Source organism: Ruminococcus flavefaciens AE3010 (assembly GCF_000526795.1).
GTDB classification, from domain to species: Bacteria; Bacillota; Clostridia; order Oscillospirales; family Ruminococcaceae; genus Ruminococcus; species Ruminococcus flavefaciens_D.
Window position 1 is genome coordinate 3,424,595 of sequence record NZ_JAGT01000001.1, and the last position, 18,023, is coordinate 3,442,617.

At 48.9% G+C, this 18,023-nt stretch carries 15 protein-coding genes and 1 other annotated feature; of the genes, 3 read left to right on the top strand and 12 right to left on the bottom strand.

Translation table 11 applies throughout. The features are described from left to right. Genes N774_RS18480 through N774_RS0115115 form a run of 3 tightly spaced genes read right to left on the bottom strand, consistent with a single transcriptional unit; the run spans window position 1 to window position 2,386 of the window. Window positions 1-273 carry a hypothetical protein gene (locus tag N774_RS18480; RefSeq protein ID WP_051463408.1) on the bottom strand — a complete coding sequence of 91 codons (273 nt, stop codon included), beginning with the start codon at window positions 271-273 and terminating at the stop codon, window positions 1-3. After that, entirely contained in the window at window positions 236-952 is a 717-nt protein-coding gene (locus N774_RS18485; RefSeq protein ID WP_051463409.1) for a GDSL-type esterase/lipase family protein, read from the bottom strand. The genes N774_RS18480 and N774_RS18485 overlap by 38 nt, the downstream gene beginning before the upstream one ends. Window positions 953-964: 12 nt before the next feature. Beyond that, window positions 965-2,386, bottom strand: coding sequence for an MBOAT family O-acyltransferase (locus N774_RS0115115; RefSeq protein ID WP_024862044.1), 1,422 nt, complete (start codon window positions 2,384-2,386; stop codon window positions 965-967). Window positions 2,387-2,885: 499 nt separating this feature from the next. Here N774_RS0115115 and N774_RS18490 point away from each other — a divergent pair, with 499 nt between their 5' ends. Further along, the gene (locus N774_RS18490) at window positions 2,886-3,635 is read left to right on the top strand and encodes a hypothetical protein (RefSeq protein WP_024862045.1); all 750 of its coding nucleotides are present in this window, start codon (window positions 2,886-2,888) and stop codon (window positions 3,633-3,635) included. Window positions 3,636-3,849: 214 nt separating this feature from the next. Here the strand turns inward: N774_RS18490 and folD are convergent, their stop codons facing one another. The 4 genes from folD to yfmF are packed head-to-tail and all read right to left on the bottom strand — an operon-like array spanning window position 3,850 to window position 8,440. Next, the gene (gene folD, locus N774_RS0115125; RefSeq protein WP_024862046.1) at window positions 3,850-4,707 is read right to left on the bottom strand and encodes a bifunctional methylenetetrahydrofolate dehydrogenase/methenyltetrahydrofolate cyclohydrolase FolD; all 858 of its coding nucleotides are present in this window, start codon (window positions 4,705-4,707) and stop codon (window positions 3,850-3,852) included. A 2-nt stretch (window positions 4,708-4,709) separates the two neighbouring features. Next, a complete protein-coding gene (gene lgt / locus N774_RS0115130) occupies window positions 4,710-5,894 on the bottom strand; it encodes a prolipoprotein diacylglyceryl transferase (protein WP_024862047.1) in 1,185 nt (394 codons plus the stop codon). A gap of 3 nt (window positions 5,895-5,897) precedes the next feature. Next, window positions 5,898-7,175, bottom strand: a complete 1,278-nt coding sequence (gene yfmH / locus N774_RS0115135; protein ID WP_024862048.1) for an EF-P 5-aminopentanol modification-associated protein YfmH — start codon at window positions 7,173-7,175, stop codon at window positions 5,898-5,900. Beyond that, complete coding sequence (yfmF, locus tag N774_RS0115140; RefSeq protein WP_024862049.1) at window positions 7,175-8,440, bottom strand: EF-P 5-aminopentanol modification-associated protein YfmF; 1,266 nt, start codon at window positions 8,438-8,440, stop codon at window positions 7,175-7,177. Before yfmF ends, yfmH begins: the two co-directional genes overlap by 1 nt. Before the next feature lie 221 nt (window positions 8,441-8,661). On the opposite strand from yfmF, the gene N774_RS0115145 reads away from it, so the two are divergent. Next, entirely contained in the window at window positions 8,662-9,630 is a 969-nt protein-coding gene (locus N774_RS0115145) for an RING finger protein (protein ID WP_024862050.1), read from the top strand. A gap of 92 nt (window positions 9,631-9,722) precedes the next feature. Further along, the gene (locus N774_RS0115150; RefSeq protein ID WP_024862051.1) at window positions 9,723-10,256 is read left to right on the top strand and encodes a hypothetical protein; all 534 of its coding nucleotides are present in this window, start codon (window positions 9,723-9,725) and stop codon (window positions 10,254-10,256) included. A gap of 154 nt (window positions 10,257-10,410) precedes the next feature. On the opposite strand, the gene N774_RS0115155 is transcribed toward N774_RS0115150, so the two are convergent. The 5 genes from N774_RS0115155 to N774_RS0115175 form a co-directional block, all read right to left on the bottom strand. Continuing rightward, a complete protein-coding gene (locus N774_RS0115155) occupies window positions 10,411-11,880 on the bottom strand; it encodes a DUF1846 domain-containing protein (RefSeq protein WP_024862052.1) in 1,470 nt (489 codons plus the stop codon). Window positions 11,881-12,280: 400 nt separating this feature from the next. Beyond that, entirely contained in the window at window positions 12,281-12,844 is a 564-nt protein-coding gene (locus tag N774_RS18495; RefSeq protein ID WP_024862053.1) for a type II secretion system protein, read from the bottom strand. Between the two features lie 146 nt (window positions 12,845-12,990). Continuing rightward, on the bottom strand, window positions 12,991-14,208 hold the full coding sequence (gene tyrS / locus N774_RS0115165; RefSeq protein WP_024862054.1) for a tyrosine--tRNA ligase: 1,218 nt from the start codon (window positions 14,206-14,208) through the stop codon (window positions 12,991-12,993). 125 nt (window positions 14,209-14,333) lie between these two features. After that, window positions 14,334-17,156 (bottom strand): excinuclease ABC subunit UvrA, encoded by a 2,823-nt coding sequence (gene uvrA, locus N774_RS0115170; protein ID WP_024862055.1) that lies wholly within the window; start codon window positions 17,154-17,156, stop codon window positions 14,334-14,336. A gap of 18 nt (window positions 17,157-17,174) precedes the next feature. Next, entirely contained in the window at window positions 17,175-17,636 is a 462-nt protein-coding gene (locus N774_RS0115175; RefSeq protein ID WP_024862056.1) for a hypothetical protein, read from the bottom strand. A gap of 52 nt (window positions 17,637-17,688) precedes the next feature. Next, window positions 17,689-17,896, bottom strand: a binding site (T-box leader). Window positions 17,897-18,023: the final 127 nt, after the last annotated feature.

The window sequence follows — 18,023 nt, forward strand, 5'->3', positions numbered from 1 at the left end:
TCACTGATTTGAGAAGCTTTCGTTCTGGGGACGAGCCGTTGTTGCAGGCTCAGAGGTATATGTGGCAGATTCTGTAGTATCTGCCTTGGCAGCCTCTGTTGCTGCCGGGGCAGCAGGTGCAACGGTGTTTTGACAGAGCCAGTCGCACCATGTAGCGTAATGCTTTGCATAAACGTGAATGCCGTCGCTGGTGTCCTCGGCAGGGAGAGCTCCCGTGCCGTCGTCGAAGATGCCGTTAACATTGATATAGAAGGTCTTTTTTGTTGTCTGCAAGCCCCTGTATATTGCTGTTGAGAATATCTATGCGCTCATTTGTGATAGCAGAGGTCTGAGCGTATGTGGCAACATGGAGGTTGCCCTCAAGGTATATGATAGCGTCGGGCTGTTTTTCGCGGAGACCGTCAATGAGCTTCCTGTAAGCGGAGGTGGTGTACTCTATGTCGTTGCCAACCTCGTTTATGCCCAGCATAACGTATATCTTGCCGAACTTCTTACCGCTGAGGAAGTCCCATATGGTCTTGCCGTCAACGTAGGATTTGTCTATCTGATATGATGAAAGACCCTTATCGCAGTAGTACTGGGCGTTTTTCAGAGTACCGTAATCACGTATGCCCACTGTACGGGAATCGCCTATGAACAGGGCGTCATTGAAGTATGAAGCGTCGCTCTGTACCCAGTCAACAGGTGAGGTAGTGGGCTCTGTAGGCTCGTCCTCAACAGGAGCAGCTGTTTCGCCCTCTGATGTGGGCTGAGGCTCTGTGGTACTGTCCGCAGGAGCGTCAGTTGCCTTTTCTTCTGTCTGCTGAGCTTCGGTGTCAGTCTCCTTTGCGGAAGCCTTGGGGGAGTCTACCACCTTGCTGCTCTTCCATATCTGCTTGTAAATATAGGGCGAAGCCACAAAGCATGTGAAAAGCAGCAGCAGCGTGTATACGAATTGTTTGAACTTGTTCACTTTATCTTCTCCTTAAAATCTGAAATACATGAACGGGTCGTCCAGACCCTTGACCATACAGTATACAGCCATCCAGAATACTGCTAAGAGAGCGAGGGCTGTGATAATGGAATTTTTCATTTTCTTGTAGATGAACTCGGGTATCCTTGTGGAGAAAAGGAGGCCCAGTGCGAAGTATTTCCAGTATTTAGTCCAGTATTCCACATAGTCGTTCTCCATTACCGCGTAGGTCTTCTGGGGCAGGAACGGGATAAGTCTCTTGAAGTATATACCCAGCTCATGGAAGTCCGTAATGGCGAACAGCAGCCATGTCAGCGGTATTATCAGGAGCATATACAGGTGACCGAGAGGCTTGACCTTGTTCAGCACCTTGCCTGTCCAGAACTTTTCGGACATGATGATAAGGAAGAGCACCAGTCCCCACAGTACGAAGTTCCAGCTTGCGCCGTGCCACAGACCTGTGAAGAGCCAGACAATCAGCATATTGAACACCATGCGTCCGTCACCCTTGCGGTTGCCGCCCAGAGGGATATAGATGTAGTCCTTGAACCATGAGCCCAGAGTCATGTGCCAGCGGCGCCAGAACTCGGTCATTGTCAGTGACATATAGGGATGATCGAAGTTTCTCGGGAGCTCAAAGCCCATTATCCTGCCGAGACCTATTGCCATGAGGGAATAGCCGCAGAAGTCGAAATAGAGCTGGAATGAGTAAGCGAATATACCCAGCCACGCAAGCTTTGAGGATATGCTCTCATAGCCTATGGCGGAAATATCGCTCCAGAGTCCGCCTATCTGATTGGCAATGAGAACCTTGTAGCCCAGACCGATAGTGAAGGTCTTGAGACCGTCCTCCACCTTCTGAATGGTGTGTGTGCGGCTTCTGAGCTCCTTTGCAACGTGGTCGAAGGTAACGATAGGACCTGCAATGAGCTGGGGGAACATGCTTATGTAAGCGCCGTAATTGACGAGGTTCTTCTCGGCTTTTGCCTTTTTGCGGTAAACGTCAATGATGTAGGAGACGTTCTGGAATGTATAAAAGCTTATACCTATGGGGAGGATTATATCCTTTACGGTAAAGCTCTGATGGAAGAAGTGATTGATGTTCTCAGTGCCGAATGACCAGTACTTGAAGAAGATAAGCCACCAGAAGTTGAACAGGACACCGAATGTGAGCCACAGCTTTCTCAGGTAGCGGCTGTTTTCGATGAACTGCGCGACTATGAAGTTCAGCATAACGGTCAGCAGGAACAGCAGGATATATACGGGCTTTTTTACGCCGAAGCTGTAGAAAAGCACACTTCCCGCGAATATAACGAAGTTTCTGTACTGTGTCGCTGTTTTGGGATCGTCTTTCAGACCAATGGCCGGCAGCGAATAAGCTATCATAAAAACAGGCAGGAATATGAAAATAAATTTCAGGCTGCTGAATACCAAATATACCACCCTTTAATTAATTCATTTATTATAAAAACGCAGATATGAGCTGTCTGAATAATCTGCGGAAAATAGCGTTATAAAAACTCATACATTACTATTTTACACGTTTGTCAATTAAATGTCAATACCTTTGGAATAATGTAGCAATTTGCAGTAAACTGCCGCTTTTTAGTTATCAGTTATTAGTGATTAGTGGTTAGTAGGTGCGAACAGTGCTCTCCCGAGCCGTTAGCTTGTAGGAGAGCCCGCCCTCGGGCTCCCCTACAAATTGGATCATTTTTATGTGTTGCATAGGTCAAAGGCTCTGCGCCGCAATAATTGACGTACAGCAACATACGGTGAGCGTTATAACTAATATATTGCTGTTGATATTTCTGAAATTTAATCAAACGCATGATTTAATGGTTAATTTTTTTTTTTGTTGACGGCTTCTGCGGTCGGTGCTATAATTGACAATGAATAAAGCCTGATAACAGGCGAAAAAGGAGAAATTTACATGAAAAAACAGTTTATCGCAGCAGCAGTCGTGGCAATGCTGGGACTTACAGCCTGCGGCGAGGCTAAAACAAGCGAAAAGACTTCGGAAAAGGCGACAGAAGCAACAAAATCAGCCGAAGTAACAACAGAAGCAGCGGAAGAAATAACCACAGAAGCAGCGGAAGAAATAACCACAGAAGCAGCAACAGAGGCGGCTGTTCCAAAAGAGCTCAGCGACAAATACGTTGACTTTAATAACATGAGTTTTAAGTATAACGGTCATTTGATGACGCTCGGCGTATCTACATTACAGGATTTCCTTGACGCAGGCTTAGAACCAAAGGACAATTACGATAAGGTGTGGAAAGAAAGCTTTTACGGTGATCCGCACGTGGCTGGCTGTGCAATTAAATATAATATAAGTGGAAAAGTATTGTTTGGAGGAGTAGATTTGTATTTCTGCAATCTTAAAGAGGAAGGAACCCCTATGAAAGATTGTGTTCTTTGTTACGTAAACTATGGTGAAAACGAAACTGATAAAGAAAAAGGGGCTTATAGTAATAATTTTGAATTTTCTTTCCCTTATAATCTTACAGCTGATGAACTGGTCGCAAACAGCGGCGAACCGACTTTCAAAGAATCTGAAAATATATTTAATTATACAGAAACATCAACTGTTTTCACCGACGAGGAAAGAAGCATCGTTTTTAGCTTTGATAACAAAAATGATTGGACAATTATTGGTGTGAATATGACATGGACTCCATGACATAATAAAAATACAGCGCAGCAAGGATAATACCTGCTGCGCTTTTATTTTTCGGGCGGATAATATCCGCCCCTACAATGATTTCACGTTATTTGCAACGTAATTAACGGGACGTCGAGGACGCCGTCCCCTACAAATGGTCATTTGAGGTCTTTTTGAGACTTGCGGACTGCCAAAGGCAGCCCCTACAAGTTAACGGCTAATGGTTAACGGCTCATTCAATCCCCGCCTGCTGTTTAGCAGCTGTGAGGGTGTTCTTCATGAGCATAGCGATAGTCATAGGACCTACGCCGCCGGGGACGGGAGTGATGAATGAAGCCTTCTTCTCGGCGGACTCGAACTCAACGTCACCGCAGAGCTTGCCGTTGTCGAGGCGGTTCATGCCTACGTCGATAACAACAGCGCCCTCCTTTATCATGTCGCCTGTTACGAAGTTAGCCTTACCAATGGCAACAACGAGGATATCAGCGCCGAGGCATACTTCCTTGAGGTTCTTGGTCTTGGAGTGGCAGATAGTAACTGTGCCGTTCTTTTGGAGAAGCAGCATAGCCTGAGGCTTGCCCACGATATTGCTTCTGCCGATAACTACGCATTGCTTGCCTGTGATATCTGTGCCTGTGCTCTCGATAAGGCGCATAACGCCTGCCGGAGTACAGGGCAGGAATGAGTATTCGCCTATCATTATCTTGCCCACGTTGATAGGGTGGAATGCGTCAACATCCTTGTCGGGAGAGATAGCGTTGATAACTGCCTTTTCGTCAATATGCTTTGGCAGCGGGAGCTGTACCAGTATGCCGTTTACTCTGTCGTCGCGGTTGAGTACATTAACGAGGTCGAGGAGCTGCTCCTGAGTTGTGGACTCGTCGAGAGCGTACTCATATGACTGGAAGCCTACAGCCTCGCAGGCTTTTTTCTTGTTGTTTACGTATACTCTTGAAGCGGGATTGTTGCCTACGATAACAACTGCAAGACCTACCTTGAGTCCTTTTTCTTCCCTGAGCTTTGCTGTTTCCTCTGCTACCTCATTTTTTACTGCTGCTGAAACTGCTTTTCCGTCGATTAGCTGTGCCATGGTTATTTATCCTCCTTGTTTTCATCGGACTTTTCGTCCTCTGTGTCATCATCTTTATTTTCAGAAGCCTCCGCAGGCTTTGCGGGAGCTTCATCATCATCGTCGTCATCGAAGTCGTCGTCGTCATCGTCGCTGAGAGCGTCAAGCTCAGACTCGTCGAAATCATCGTCATCATCGTTAAGTATATCCAGCTCGTCGTCGTCAATGCCGTCTATCTTGGCGTCCTCATGGGAGATACCCATTTTCTTGCGGCGTGACTCTTCGATGAGGTGGTGTGATTCCTCTGTATTAACGTACAGGGGCATACACTCGGGGTCGCGCTTCTTTTTGGAGAAGAGCACTATCTGGAGTATCACGGAAGCTACGAAGATAACTGCTGACAGAGCCTGTGAGATGCGGATATTGCCCAGCATTAGGCTGTCTGTGCGGAGCCCCTCAACGATGAAGCGCTCGGCGCCGTACCATGCAAGGTACATGAGGAATATCTGACCGTCGTACTTTCTGCGCTTTGACCAGAATGCCAGTATGACAAAGCCCAGCAGACACCATACGGATTCATAGAAGAAGCAGGGGTGTACGGGCTTTTCCCACAGCATATTGAGACCGTTGTTGTACATGTCTCCGCCCATCTGCATACCGTCGCTGATAGTGCGCTGTATAGTGCCGCCTGTCATGCCCAGGAATGAATCGGTGTTAGTGCCGAAGGCTTCCTGATTGAAGAAGTTGCCCCAGCGTCCTATGCCCTGACCTATGAGCAAGCCCAGTGCGGTGATATCCAGCATGGGGAGCTTTTTGACCTTGCGTATCTTGCATATGAGCAGTCCCACTAAAAGGGCTCCTATGATACCGCCGTAAATTGCAAGACCGCCCTGACGGGTGTTGATTATGGACTTCCAGTCACCCTTATACTCGTCCCAGCGCATGAGCACGTAGTATATACGAGCACCTATGATACCGCCGATAACTCCGCCTATAACGGCGTCGATAGCCCTGTCGGAGTCAAGACCGAAGCGTTTCATTCTGGGAAGAACGTAGATAAGTGCAAGGATAAGACCGAGAGTGATGATTATTCCGTACCACTGTATATCAAAGCCGAATAGAGAGAATGCAGTAGGATCGATGCTGAATTTCCAGCCAAGGTGGGGGAATTGTATTTCGTGTGGTTCTAAAAGTGTTTCTGTGGACATTGATTAAGCCTCCGTTTCTATTACGGACAGAACGCATCTGTCACGGCGCAGCTCTGTGCGCATAAATTCAATTACATCTCCGCAGGTGAGCTCTGACATTATGCTTATGGAGTCATATGGCGAGACACCCTCCATATAAGCGTTGAGCATAAGGCTTGCAACAGCCTCAACGTTGTTGAGCTCCCGCACCATAGCGCCGTAGGCAGACTTCTTTACGCGCTGGAAGTCCTTTTCATTAATGCCGTCGGCGATAAGGCGGTCTATCTCGGCAAATACAGCCTCGCGGATAAGCCGGGGGCTGTCGGCTTCTCCCGAGAATATCAGGGTGAAGTAGCCGTCGCCGTAGAATACCTCGCAGTTGAAGGTGGAATTGATTATCTCGTCTTTCAGCAGGCGCTTGCACATGGGAAGTGCAGGGTCGGTGAGCAGTGACGAGACTATTGAAGCCGCAGAAACGGCTTTCAGACGGTCGGTGCCGCTTTTGGGAGCGCACTTGTAGCCCAGGTGGAAGATAGAAGTGCCTATGGGCTGTACCTCATGTACCTCGGGCTCGACAATTTCGGCAGGCTCGGGTGGGAATACGGATTCAAGCCCCTTGTCGCTGCAGGGCTTCAGGTGCTTGTCGCATATCTCCAGGACCTTGTCCGCACTGATGTTTCCCGCAATGGAAAGCACCATGTTATTGAGATTATAGAATGTATCGTAGCACTTGTACAGCAGGTCTGCGTCTATCTTTGCTATGCTCTCCACAGTGCCTGCGATGTCGGTCTTTACTGGGTGGGCGTGGTACATAGCCCTGAGCATATTGAAGAATACCCGCCATTCTGGGTTATCGTTGGTCATTTGTATCTCCTGACCGATGATGCCCATTTCCTTGTCCACATTTTCCTTTGTGAAGTATGGCTTCTGGACGAAATCCAGCAGTATTTCCAGATTCTCCTCATAGTTCCGCGAGCAGTTGAACAGGTAGCAGGTCTTGTCGAAGGAGGTATAGGCGTTGCATGAAGCGCCTGTTTTTGCGTAGAGCTGGAAAACTCCGCAGTCCTCGTTCTCAAAGAGCTTGTGCTCCAGAAAATGGGCGATACCCTCGGGAACAGTGGTATATTCGCTGTCGGCGGCTATCTTGAACATGGTGTTCACAGAGCCGTACTTTGTGCCGAAGAGGGCTTCGATACCACTGAATCCGGGCATTTCGCAGATGTAGATATCAAGTCCGCTGCTGTGCTTTACGCGGATACAGCTGTCGCCTGTACGGGCGCCGGTAAGGATCTCCTTTTCCATTATTCCTGTACCTCCTTGTTGAGCATGAGGTAGATGCTGTCAAGCTTCAGCGACTTTGCGGCTTCCACCATTCTTTCCTTGGTCACATCGCAGTATCTGCGGTAGTGTTCCTCGGGGGTGTAGTAGTCGTTGTCGAAGAAGCAGTCCGCATACCAGTTGATATAAGAGGCAGGAGTGTCGCCCACCTGCAATATGGCGTTGTCAAGCGCCATAAGGGTACCCTGTATCTCCATTTCGGAGATATTGCCCTTCTTTATCTCTTCAAGCTGAGCCAGTATCTCAGCCTTTGCCTTTTCTATGTTTTTCTTCTCTACGCCGCAGTCGATGAAGAATGAGCCCTTAATGGACACAGAGCGGCTGGTGCAGTAATAGCACAGGCTAAGCTTTTCGCGCACATTGAGGAAGAGCTTTGAAAAGGGGAGCTCTCCCAGTATGATGCTGACCATTTTCAGGGCGTACTTGTCGTCGGAATCGGTCTTGAAGTTCAGCACAGCCTTGCACTGGTTCACGTCGTATTCCTCGGAAACTGTCTCCACCTGAGCTTTCAAAGGGCTGTGGTTGCGTATGCTGACCTCCTTGGGAGCTCTTTCAAGCTTTGCGAAGCTCTCACGGAACATATCCGCGAACTTGCTGTCCTCCTGAGGTGAGACGAGATATATCTCTATTTTGGCTGTCCTCAGCAGCTCCTGATACGCCTGATAGGCTTCCTCAGCGGTAGAGGAGAGAACTGCTTCCCGTGAGCCGTATTCCATTATTGCCGCAGGCTCGCCGCGGTAGGCTGTCTGAACGGCTCTTGTAAAGGCGTAGCCGCGCTTCTGGTTGAACTCTGCGCTTATATTGTCAAGAAGGTCTTTCTTTACCATTGCAAAGGATTCGGCGTCAAATGCTCCGTCGGCAATATTGGGAGCAAACAGGCAGTCGTGTACCACAGACACCATTTCACCGCTGATATCCTCTCCGTCGATAGCGTATTTGTCGTCCAGCCATGAGGCGCTGAGTCCCAGCACCTGTGCGTCGCCCTTTTTCTTGGCGATAGAGCCAACTCCCGCGCCGTAGAGCTCAGAGAGCTTTTCGCTCAGTGAAGCATAGGTGGGGTATTTTCTGTTTGATACCGCAAGTACACCTGTGCCGAGATTATTGAGAGCGGCAGTCTTTTCGTCTGACTCGGTAAGGAAATATACCACAAGCACGTCAGATTTGAATTTTTCGTCAACTATGGACGTAAATCCGATACCCTCGCCAAGCTCTGACCTTTTATATATCATAAAACTTGTTCTCCGATCATAATACTGCTGCAGGTACTTTTGACAGTTCTGCACATATAATTTATTATATCACAGATGAGAATAAATTACCATAGTATTTTTGAATTTTTTTGAATTTTTGCGGCTCGGTGTTTTATATTACAGAAAAAGCTTGATTTTTACAGTGGAAAAGTGGTATAATATAATTTAAGATTTGTAATTCCAATAAAGGGGGCTTAGAAATGGATTATATCGGAGAGATATGTCCCGTTTGCAGCAAGAGCTTTACTGCTGATGACGATATAGTTGTGTGTCCCGAATGCGGCACGCCTCATCACAGAGAATGCTATAAAATAGAGAACCATTGCGCGAATATCGCTCTTCACGGGACAGGAGAGAAGTGGAAACGCAGTGTGCATCAGGAAAAGATGTACAAGGTTTGCCCCATATGCAGATTTCCCAACAGAGCTACGGACGAGAAGTGCCAGCGCTGCGGCAGCGACCTTGCCGAGGCTACCAGCGATCCCTTTGAGAAAGCAGGCGGGAGCGGCGAACAGCACCATGACCCTTTTTCATCATACACTCAGGAGGAACTTTTCGATCCTCTGAAATATCTCGGCTACGATCCCGATGAGGATATGGGCGGAGCGTCTTTAAAGGACGTTTCCGATTTCATAGGTCCCAGCACTATATATTACGTGCCTAAGTTCAAGCAGATGAAGGAGAGCGGAGCAAGACCCTCATTCAATCTGTTCAGTCTTATCTTCCCGTCGCTGTTCTTCGCAAACAGGAAGATGTGGGGCTGGGCGATACTTGCTGCCATTCTTGGGATAATCTTCAATCTTCCCGCAAATCTGCTTATGTATATCGAGGAGTATCCCAGTGATATAGCACTGTTCATAAATGATAACAAGAATCTTATCAAGACCATGAACGATGTCTTTATGATAGCCGATATGGGCGTGAGGGCTCTGTGCTGTCTCTTTGCCAACTGGCTGTATTTCAGGTTCGCCATGCGGTCTGTGAAAAAGCTGAAGCATAACGGAGCGGGAAGCACCCGCATAAAGTCCGTGGGCGGCGTAAAGCCCATGAATATGGTTTTTATCATACTGATAAAGTACGGTATCGGTATGGTCCTGATAATGTCGTTTTATTTTATCTTCAATATGCTGACTACCATAAACGATTTCAGCACGCTTTGTCTGTGGTAAAAACTGCGGAAAGCAGGCGTTCCGACTGCATAAGGGGAATAGCGGACGTCCGCGAAAAGCATATATTAATGCGTAAACAGGGGGGATACGGCTTGAAGCTCAGAAAGGCACTGCTGCTGATAATGCCGTTTATGGCACTGTTCCTGTTCAGCTGCGGGCTGCAGGACTATCCTACGTACACCTACGAGCTGAGCAACGGGCTCGGCGAGAAGTATCTGGTGAATTACTGCGAACAGACAAATTATCCCGATAATATCACCAGAGTAAAGGTGTTCAAGGAAAAGCACAAGATCAGCGATTTTGAGGGCGGAGCCTATACAGGCTGCGATTCCTACGTACCGTCTCAGGTAATGCTCATATGCAGCAGCGACGGCGTTGATTATTACTATATCCGGTCACATTTCGGAGAATACATAGCAGCAGACGGTCTTGCGGACCTGAAAATGAACTTTAATATGATGTTGATAAGCGGTGATGTTTCCGAGCTTAAAGACACCGAAAAGCATACATATTCAAAGCTTGCGGGACTTATCCGCGACGCGGTCTCAGCCGATGAGGCAAAAAAGCGCTTTTCGGACTGCGGATACAGCTCTGAGAAGTTTATTGCCTTTTACAACTATCAATGAAAAGAGCTCCTCATCTGAGGAGCCTTTTTGTTCTGTATGGACGGGCGTCCCCGACCGCACTTGTATGCCTGATAATCATGTAAATTTCAACACAAGAAAAGGGCGCACATTGTGCGCCCACTACTAATCACTATGCACTAATAACTAATCACTACTATGCCTCGTACTTAGGCTCGCAGGTGAGATTGATGCCCAGTCTCTTGAAGATACGCTCGTCAACTGCCGAGAGGATAACTGTAGAATGGACCTCGCAGCCGCGGAGCTTGGATATCTGCTCCATAGCCTTTTTGGCGTTCTCGTCGGTGTTTGCACAGATAGACAGAGCGATGAGAGTTTCGTCCGTATGCATTCTCGGGTTGCTGTTGCCAAGGTGATTTACTTTAAGCGCCATGATAGGCTCGATAACGTGAGGAGACATGAGCAGTATATCGTCGTCGATATCTGCAAAGTGCTTCAGCGCATTCAGCAGCAGAGCCGATACTGCGCCCAGAAGATTCGATGTGCGTCCTGTGATGACAGTTCCGTCGGGAAGCTCCATAGCAGCGGCAGGTCCCTCAGTAGCCTTTTCCTTTGCGAGAGCTGCGGATACTACCTTTCTGTCCTCAACTGTAACGCTTGCCTGCTTCATGAGGAGCTCCAGCTTCATTACCTCGTCTTCTGAGATAAGGCCCTTTCTGTACTCGCACATGCCTGTGTAGTAGCGGCGGATTATCTCCTGCTTTGCAGCCTCACAGACTGCCTCGTCGTCGATTATGCAGTTGCCTGCCATATTAACGCCCATATCCGTAGGAGACTTGTAGGGAGATTCGCCGAGAATAGTCTCGAACATAGCGTTGAGCACGGGGAATATCTCCACATCACGGTTGTAGTTAACGGTAGTCTTGCCGTAGGCTTCAAGGTGGAAGGGGTCTATCATATTAACGTCGTTGAGGTCGGAAGTAGCAGCCTCATAGGCGATATTAACGGGGTGACGGAGAGCAAGGTTCCATATGGGAAAGGTCTCGAACTTGGCGTAGCCTGCGTTAAGTCCCCTCTTGTGCTCATGGTAGAGCTGCGAGAGGCAGGTAGCCATTTTGCCGCTTCCGGGTCCCGGAGCGGTAATGACAACGAGCTTGCGTGAGGTCTCGATGTAGTCGTTCTTGCCGTAGCCCTCATCGCTGATGATGTATTTAAGGTTGGAAGGATAGCCCTTTATGCTGTAGTGGTGGTAGACCTTTACGCCGAGAGCTTCAAGGCGCTTCTGGAAAGCGTCGGCTGTGGGCTGATTGTCGTATCTTGTGAGGACAACGCTGCTGACATAGAGACCTATCTTGGTGAAGACATTGAGCAGACGGATAACGTCCACGTCATATGTGATGCCAAGGTCGCCTCTTACCTTGTTCTTCTCGATATCGTCGGAATTGATGACAATTACTATCTCCGCCTCGTCCTTGAGCTGCAATAACATCTGGAGCTTACTGTCGGGCTTGAATCCCGGGAGCACTCTCGAAGCGTGAAAGTCGTCAAACAGCTTTCCACCGAACTCCAGATAGAGCTTGTCGCCGAACTCTGCGATACGCTGCCTGATATGCTCAGACTGCATTTTAAGGTATTTTTCGTTGTCAAATCCAATTTTGAAACTCATTTTTTCTTCCTCCCGTTAACACTATAATAATTTATTATATACCAATCCTCGTCAAATTTCAAGTCCCCAAAATTAAAAAGTTGAGAGTTTAGAATTGAGAGTTGAGAGTGTAGGGGCGCCCTTTGGGCGTCCGCAAGACATAATGCAATTATCACGGGCGGATATATGCTGCAATGTTCATTTCATTGTCGCCAGCGTACTGCCAAAAGTAGCACCTACAGCGCGGAGCCCGCGCCGCCTTGCCACGTTGACGCTTGTTTTACTCGCCCACAATAATTATGCATTATGAATTGACGGGCGGATAATATCCGCCCCTACTAACCACTGAACAATAAATAGAGCCCTGCCTTTTCAGCAGGGCTCAAAATCTTAGTTAATATCTTTGGTCTTACGTCGGTCGTTAATTATAATCGCTTTGTGTATTGGGCCAGAGTCTGTACATAGGAGTATCGTTGCTTCCGTTTCCTACCCAGATCTCAGCGTCCTCAATACCGTTGTTGCGAGTACAGATAAACCAGCGGTTGAGTGGTTTTCCCTTATCAGACTTAGTGTATTTTACAGGACACTTTCCGGAACCCATCAGATTGTTAAGAGCGTCTTCAAACGGCAGGGCGTCAGCGCTTCCGTTTGACCATACAGCATGGTTTCCGCCTGCATTTGCGGCACCGTCCTTGGAACATACCACATAGAGATCATAGGTGGTGTTTGAACCTGCACTTGAAATAGTTACCTGACCCTTATTGGTATTATTCTTTATAAAAGCGTCCTGAATGTCCTCATCGTCTGCCAGAACTGCAAGTACACCCTCATAAATGGTATGTGCCGTGGATATATCGGCGGTGCGCTTGGACTTCTTAACATATCCGATGATGGACGGAATGAGTATAGCTGACAGTACGCCGATGATGGCGATAACAACTATAAGCTCTATCAAGGTAAAACCTTGTTTTCTGTTTCTTTTCATAAAAAAGCCCCCCTTTATCATGATGAAGAAAACTAAGATTTTCCTATATTATACGTTGTTTTTTTTAGTTTGTCAATAGTTTCGTAAAGAAAAAATATCTAAATAATTATTTTTTTTGATTAATTTATACTTGTCGTAAAAAGCACTTATTTTATAACAATTTTCTTGAATGCTTTCTTTCCCTTGCGGACGATCGTCTCTCCACTGAGGACTATCATTTCCTTGGGGTCGGTCTTCTTTTCGTCGTTGACTGTGATGCCGCCCTGCTGTACAAGACGTCGTGCCTCGGACACTGAGGGAGCCAGCTCAGCCTTTACCAGAAGTGTGAGAAGTCCGATAGCGCCGTCTGTAAGGTCTGCGGAGTCTATCTCAGCCACAGGCATATTCTCGTTTGAGCCGCTGCCGCCGAAGAGTGCCTTTGCAGCTGCCTTAGCCTTTTCAGCCTCTTCCTCGCCGTGGACAAGCTTTGTGAGCTCGTAAGCAAGAAGCTCCTTGGCAGCGTTGAACTGAGCACCCTCCATGGTCTTTTCCATTTCCTCTATCTGCTCAACGGGAACGAATGTGAGCATTTTCAGGCACTTGATAACGTCTGCGTCGTCCACGTTTCTCCAGTACTGGAAGAAGTCGTAAGGTGAGGTCTTCTCGGGGTCGAGCCATACTGCGCCCTTTTCGGTCTTGCCCATTTTCTTGCCCTCTGAGTTGAGGAGCAGAGTGATAGTCATAGCGTAAGCGTCCTTGCCAAGCTTTCTTCTGATGAGCTCAGTACCGCCCAGCATGTTGCTCCACTGGTCGTCGCCGCCGAACTGCATATTGCAGCCGTACTTCCGGAAGAGCTGGTAGAAGTCGTAGCTCTGCATTATCATGTAGTTGAATTCAAGGAATGAGAGTCCGCGCTCAAGTCTCTGCTTGTAGCACTCGGCTGTGAGCATGCGGTTTACACTGAAATGAGCGCCTACTTCGCGGAGCACCTCTATGTAGTTCAGGTTCATGAGCCAGTCAGCATTGTTGACTACGATAGCCTTGTCCTCGGAGAAGTCGATGAAGCGGCTCATCTGCTTCTTGAAGCAGTCAACGTTGTGCTGGATAGTCTCGGGAGTCATCATCTTGCGCATGTCGGTCTTGCCCGAGGGGTCGCCTATCATGGCTGTACCGCCGCCGATGAGTACGATAGGCTTGTTGCCTGCCATCTGGAGACGCTTCATAAGGCAGAGTGCCATGAAGTGACCAACGTGGAGTGAATCGGCAGTTGGGTCAAAGCCGATGTAGAAGGTAGCCTTGCCTGCGTTGACAAGCTCCTCAATTTCCTTTTCGTCTGTTAGCTGCGCGAGGAGTCCTCTGCGCTTGAGTTCTTCAAAAGTAGTCATAATTTATTTCTCCTTTATAATTTATCATTATTAAACTTGTATCGGCGTTCAGTGAACGCTGTATTGATAAGCAATGAAAACGTCGGGCGTTTTCATGTATATCACGACCTTTCGGTGCTTCTGGTTTACTTGAGGTACGGTTTCAGGTACTGTCCCGTGTAGGACTTTTCGCACTGAGCCACTTCCTCGGGAGTACCCTGTGCCACCACAGTTCCTCCGCCGTCGCCGCCCTCGGGACCTAAGTCTATGATGTGGTCGGCGACCTTGATGACGTTGAGGTTGTGCTCGATGACGAGAACTGTATTTCCTTGGTCTGTCAGCCTTTGCAGCACGTCAATGAGCTTGTGTACATCGGCTGTATGGAGACCCGTTGTGGGCTCGTCTAATATATAAATAGTATTGCCCGTGGAGCGCTTTGACAGCTCCGTGGACAGCTTCACTCGCTGAGCCTCGCCGCCCGAGAGCGTTGTTGCAGGCTGACCTATCTTGATGTAGCCCAGCCCCACCTCCTGTAAGGTTTTCAGCTTCTTGGCTATCTTGGGGATATGCTCGAAGAACTCCACGCCCTCGTCCACGGTCATTTCAAGGACGTCGTAAATGGACTTGCCCTTGTAGTGGATATCCAGAGTTTCGCGGTTATAGCGCTTACCCTTGCAGACCTCGCAGGGCACGTAGATATCTGGCAGGAAGTGCATCTCTATCTTGATTATGCCGTCGCCCTCGCAGGCTTCGCAGCGTCCGCCCTTTACGTTGAAGGAGAACCGTCCGCTTGAATAGCCGTGAGCCTTTGCGTCGGGAGTTTTTGCGAAGAGCTCGCGTATATCGCCGAATACGCCCGTATAAGTCGCAGGGTTTGAACGTGGAGTGCGTCCTATAGGGGACTGGTCTATGCAGATGACCTTGTCCAGATTTTCAAGCCCCTCCATCTCGGTGAACTGTCCCCACCTTGTCTTTGCGCGGTTAAGCTTTGCCGCAAGATGCTTGTAGATTATCTCGTTCACCAGCGAGGACTTGCCAGAGCCCGACACTCCCGTAACGCATACAAGCTCCCCGAGGGGAATGGAAACGTCTATATTTTGCAGATTATGCTCGGAAGCTCCGCGGACTGTGAGGAATTTGCCATTGCCGCTTCGGCGCTTCTTTGGTATCTCTATTTTCTTTTTGCCGCTGAGGTACTGACCTGTTATGGAGGTCTTGCATTTGAGGAGCTTGTCCACTGTGCCTGCGAAAACTACCTCGCCGCCGTGGATACCTGCACCGGGGCCGATGTCCACGATGTAATCAGCGGCAAGCATTGTATCGTCGTCGTGCTCCACCACTATGAGCGTATTGCCTAAATCGCGGAGCCTTTTCAGGGTAGCTATGAGCTTGTCGTTGTCACGCTGATGAAGTCCTATGCTTGGCTCGTCAAGGATATAGAGAACTCCCACCAGTGAGGAGCCTATCTGTGTGGCAAGGCGTATGCGCTGGCTTTCGCCGCCTGAGAGAGTTCCTGCCGCACGGGACAGGGTAAGGTATTCAAGTCCCACGCTTCTCAGGAAGCCCAGGCGCTCATTTATCTCCTTGATTATGCGCTCACCCACGAAGCTGTCATGCTCCGAGAGCTTCAAGCCGCCGAAGAATTTCAGCCCGTCCTTTACGGAAAGGTCTGTGAGGTCGCTGATGTTCTTGTCACCAACGGTTACGGCAAGGTACTCGTCGCGGAGACGCTTGCCCTTGCAGACGGGGCACTCCACCTCGCTCATATACTCCTCTATCTCGTTCTTTGACCACTCGCTTGAAGTCTCCCTGTAGCGGCGTTCAAGGTTATTGACCACGCCCTCAAATGGGGAGTTGTAGCTTCCGCCCCCCAGTGAAGCAGGACGTTTCAGCTCCAAGGTCTCGTCGCCTGTGCCGTAGAGGAAAAGGTCAAGCTGTTCCTTTTTCAGTTTGCTTACGGGAACATCAATGGGCACGCCGTACTTCTTTGAGATAGCGCGGTAGTACATCATAGCGATAGATGTCTCGTCGAGGCTGTTCCAGCCCGAGGCGTTTATGGCTCCCTCCTCGATAGACAGGTCTTTGTTGGGGATAATGAGATCGGGGTCGATGTGCCTGAACACACCCAGACCCGTACACTTGGGGCAGGCTCCCACGGGGTTATTGAACGAGAACATGACTGGTTCAAGCTCCCCGATGCTGATATTGTGCTCGGGACAGGCGTAATTCTGGGAGAAAAGAATCTCCTCACCGTCAATGACGTCCGCAATGGCAAGTCCCCCCGAGAGATTGAACACAGTTTCAAGGCTGTCGGTGATTCGGGACTCGATGCCCTCTTTTATGACTATACGGTCAACGATTATCTCGATGTTGTGCTTCTTGTTCTTGTCAAGCTTTATCTCCTCGCTGAGCTCGTACATGATGCCGTCAACTCTTGCACGGACAAAGCCCGATTTTCTTGCGCTTTCAAGCTCCTTTGCGTACTGTCCCTTTCTGTTGCGGACTATGGGAGCAAGAAGCTGTAATTTAGTGCCCGCGGGAAGCTCCATAAGGGTATCCACCATCTGGTCAATGGTCTGCTGGGAGATGACCCTGCCGCAGACAGGACAGTGGGGAACGCCTATCCTTGCGTAGAGCAGACGGAGATAGTCGTATATCTCGGTGACAGTTCCCACGGTGGAACGGGGGTTCTTGGAGGTGGTCTTCTGGTCAATGGAGATAGCAGGGGAAAGTCCCTCAATGCTGTCCACATCGGGCTTTTCCATTTGTCCGAGAAACATTCTCGCGTAGGAGGAAAGGCTCTCCACGTAGCGGCGCTGACCGTCGGCGTAAATGGTATCGAAGGCAAGTGAGGACTTGCCCGAGCCCGAAAGTCCCGTCATGACGATAAGTCGGTCACGGGGGAGCTCCAGATTGATATTCTTTAGGTTGTTGGCTCTTGCGCCCTTGATAATTATCTTATCGGTCATAAAAACTCCTTTTGAAGATCAGTCACAGTGCTTGATAATGGTCTTTATGAGACCAAGAAATGCCGAGTGTATGAATGTGCGGACTGCAATGAGAGCCTGTCCGCCCATGAAAACGTATTTGCAGTATCTGTAGAAGTACTCGCCTGTATCGCCCTTGTATCTGTCAGCGAGGGCTTCGTAGTAGGGCTCCAGAGTAGTATTGCCGAAGCTGACGAACTCCACGAACAGGGCAAGGAGAATGGCTATAGTAAAGCCCAGATTCAGGTGAGCGCTGTCCAGTCCCGCAAGTCCAGTTATAAGGTGTACATACCGTGTGGAGAAGCCGATTATCACTATGCACAGCAGGGTGCATATTATCATTCGTATGAAAGGGGAGTCCGCCTCGTTATTGGCAGGGCTTGTGAAGCCGATGTGCATAAACATCAGCGATATAAGGAACACAGCCGCGGAAAGGCTGAGATAGGCAATGACTCTTTTCATATTCTTCCCCCTTGCATGGAAAATATAAAAGCCCCCGAACAGCGTCTTACTGTTCGGGGGCGAAGTTACTCGCGGTACCACCCCGATTTATCCGTTTATGCGGAACTCGTCAAGCTGTAACGGGCATACCCGTCCGCATTTACTTGGTTTCAATGCGGCAACTCCCGAATGTAGGTCACTGTGCGCCCTCATTCCCTCACACCATACGGGAACTCTCTGTATCAGGCACTGCACAGGTTTTATTCGTTCACGGTCTTTGCCCTTATATCATAGCATAAGTTCGGACTGTTGTCAAGTGGGGCGAACTGTGTTCGCCCAAGCCGTTAGCCTTTAGCCGTTAGCTTGTAGGGGCGGATATTATCCGCCCGTGTATGCCTGACAATGCAA

Coding starts and splice junctions, on each gene's coding strand:
- N774_RS18490 (WP_024862045.1), top strand. CDS start 2,886: ATGAAAAAACAGTTTATCGCAGCAGCAGTCGTGGCAATGCTGGGACTT.
- folD (WP_024862046.1), bottom strand. CDS start 4,707: ATGGCACAGCTAATCGACGGAAAAGCAGTTTCAGCAGCAGTAAAAAAT.
- lgt (WP_024862047.1), bottom strand. CDS start 5,894: ATGTCCACAGAAACACTTTTAGAACCACACGAAATACAATTCCCCCAC.
- yfmH (WP_024862048.1), bottom strand. CDS start 7,175: ATGGAAAAGGAGATCCTTACCGGCGCCCGTACAGGCGACAGCTGTATC.
- yfmF (WP_024862049.1), bottom strand. CDS start 8,440: ATGATATATAAAAGGTCAGAGCTTGGCGAGGGTATCGGATTTACGTCC.
- N774_RS0115145 (WP_024862050.1), top strand. CDS start 8,662: ATGGATTATATCGGAGAGATATGTCCCGTTTGCAGCAAGAGCTTTACT.
- N774_RS0115155 (WP_024862052.1), bottom strand. CDS start 11,880: ATGAGTTTCAAAATTGGATTTGACAACGAAAAATACCTTAAAATGCAG.
- N774_RS18495 (WP_024862053.1), bottom strand. CDS start 12,844: ATGAAAAGAAACAGAAAACAAGGTTTTACCTTGATAGAGCTTATAGTT.
- tyrS (WP_024862054.1), bottom strand. CDS start 14,208: ATGACTACTTTTGAAGAACTCAAGCGCAGAGGACTCCTCGCGCAGCTA.
- uvrA (WP_024862055.1), bottom strand. CDS start 17,156: ATGACCGATAAGATAATTATCAAGGGCGCAAGAGCCAACAACCTAAAG.
- N774_RS0115175 (WP_024862056.1), bottom strand. CDS start 17,636: ATGAAAAGAGTCATTGCCTATCTCAGCCTTTCCGCGGCTGTGTTCCTT.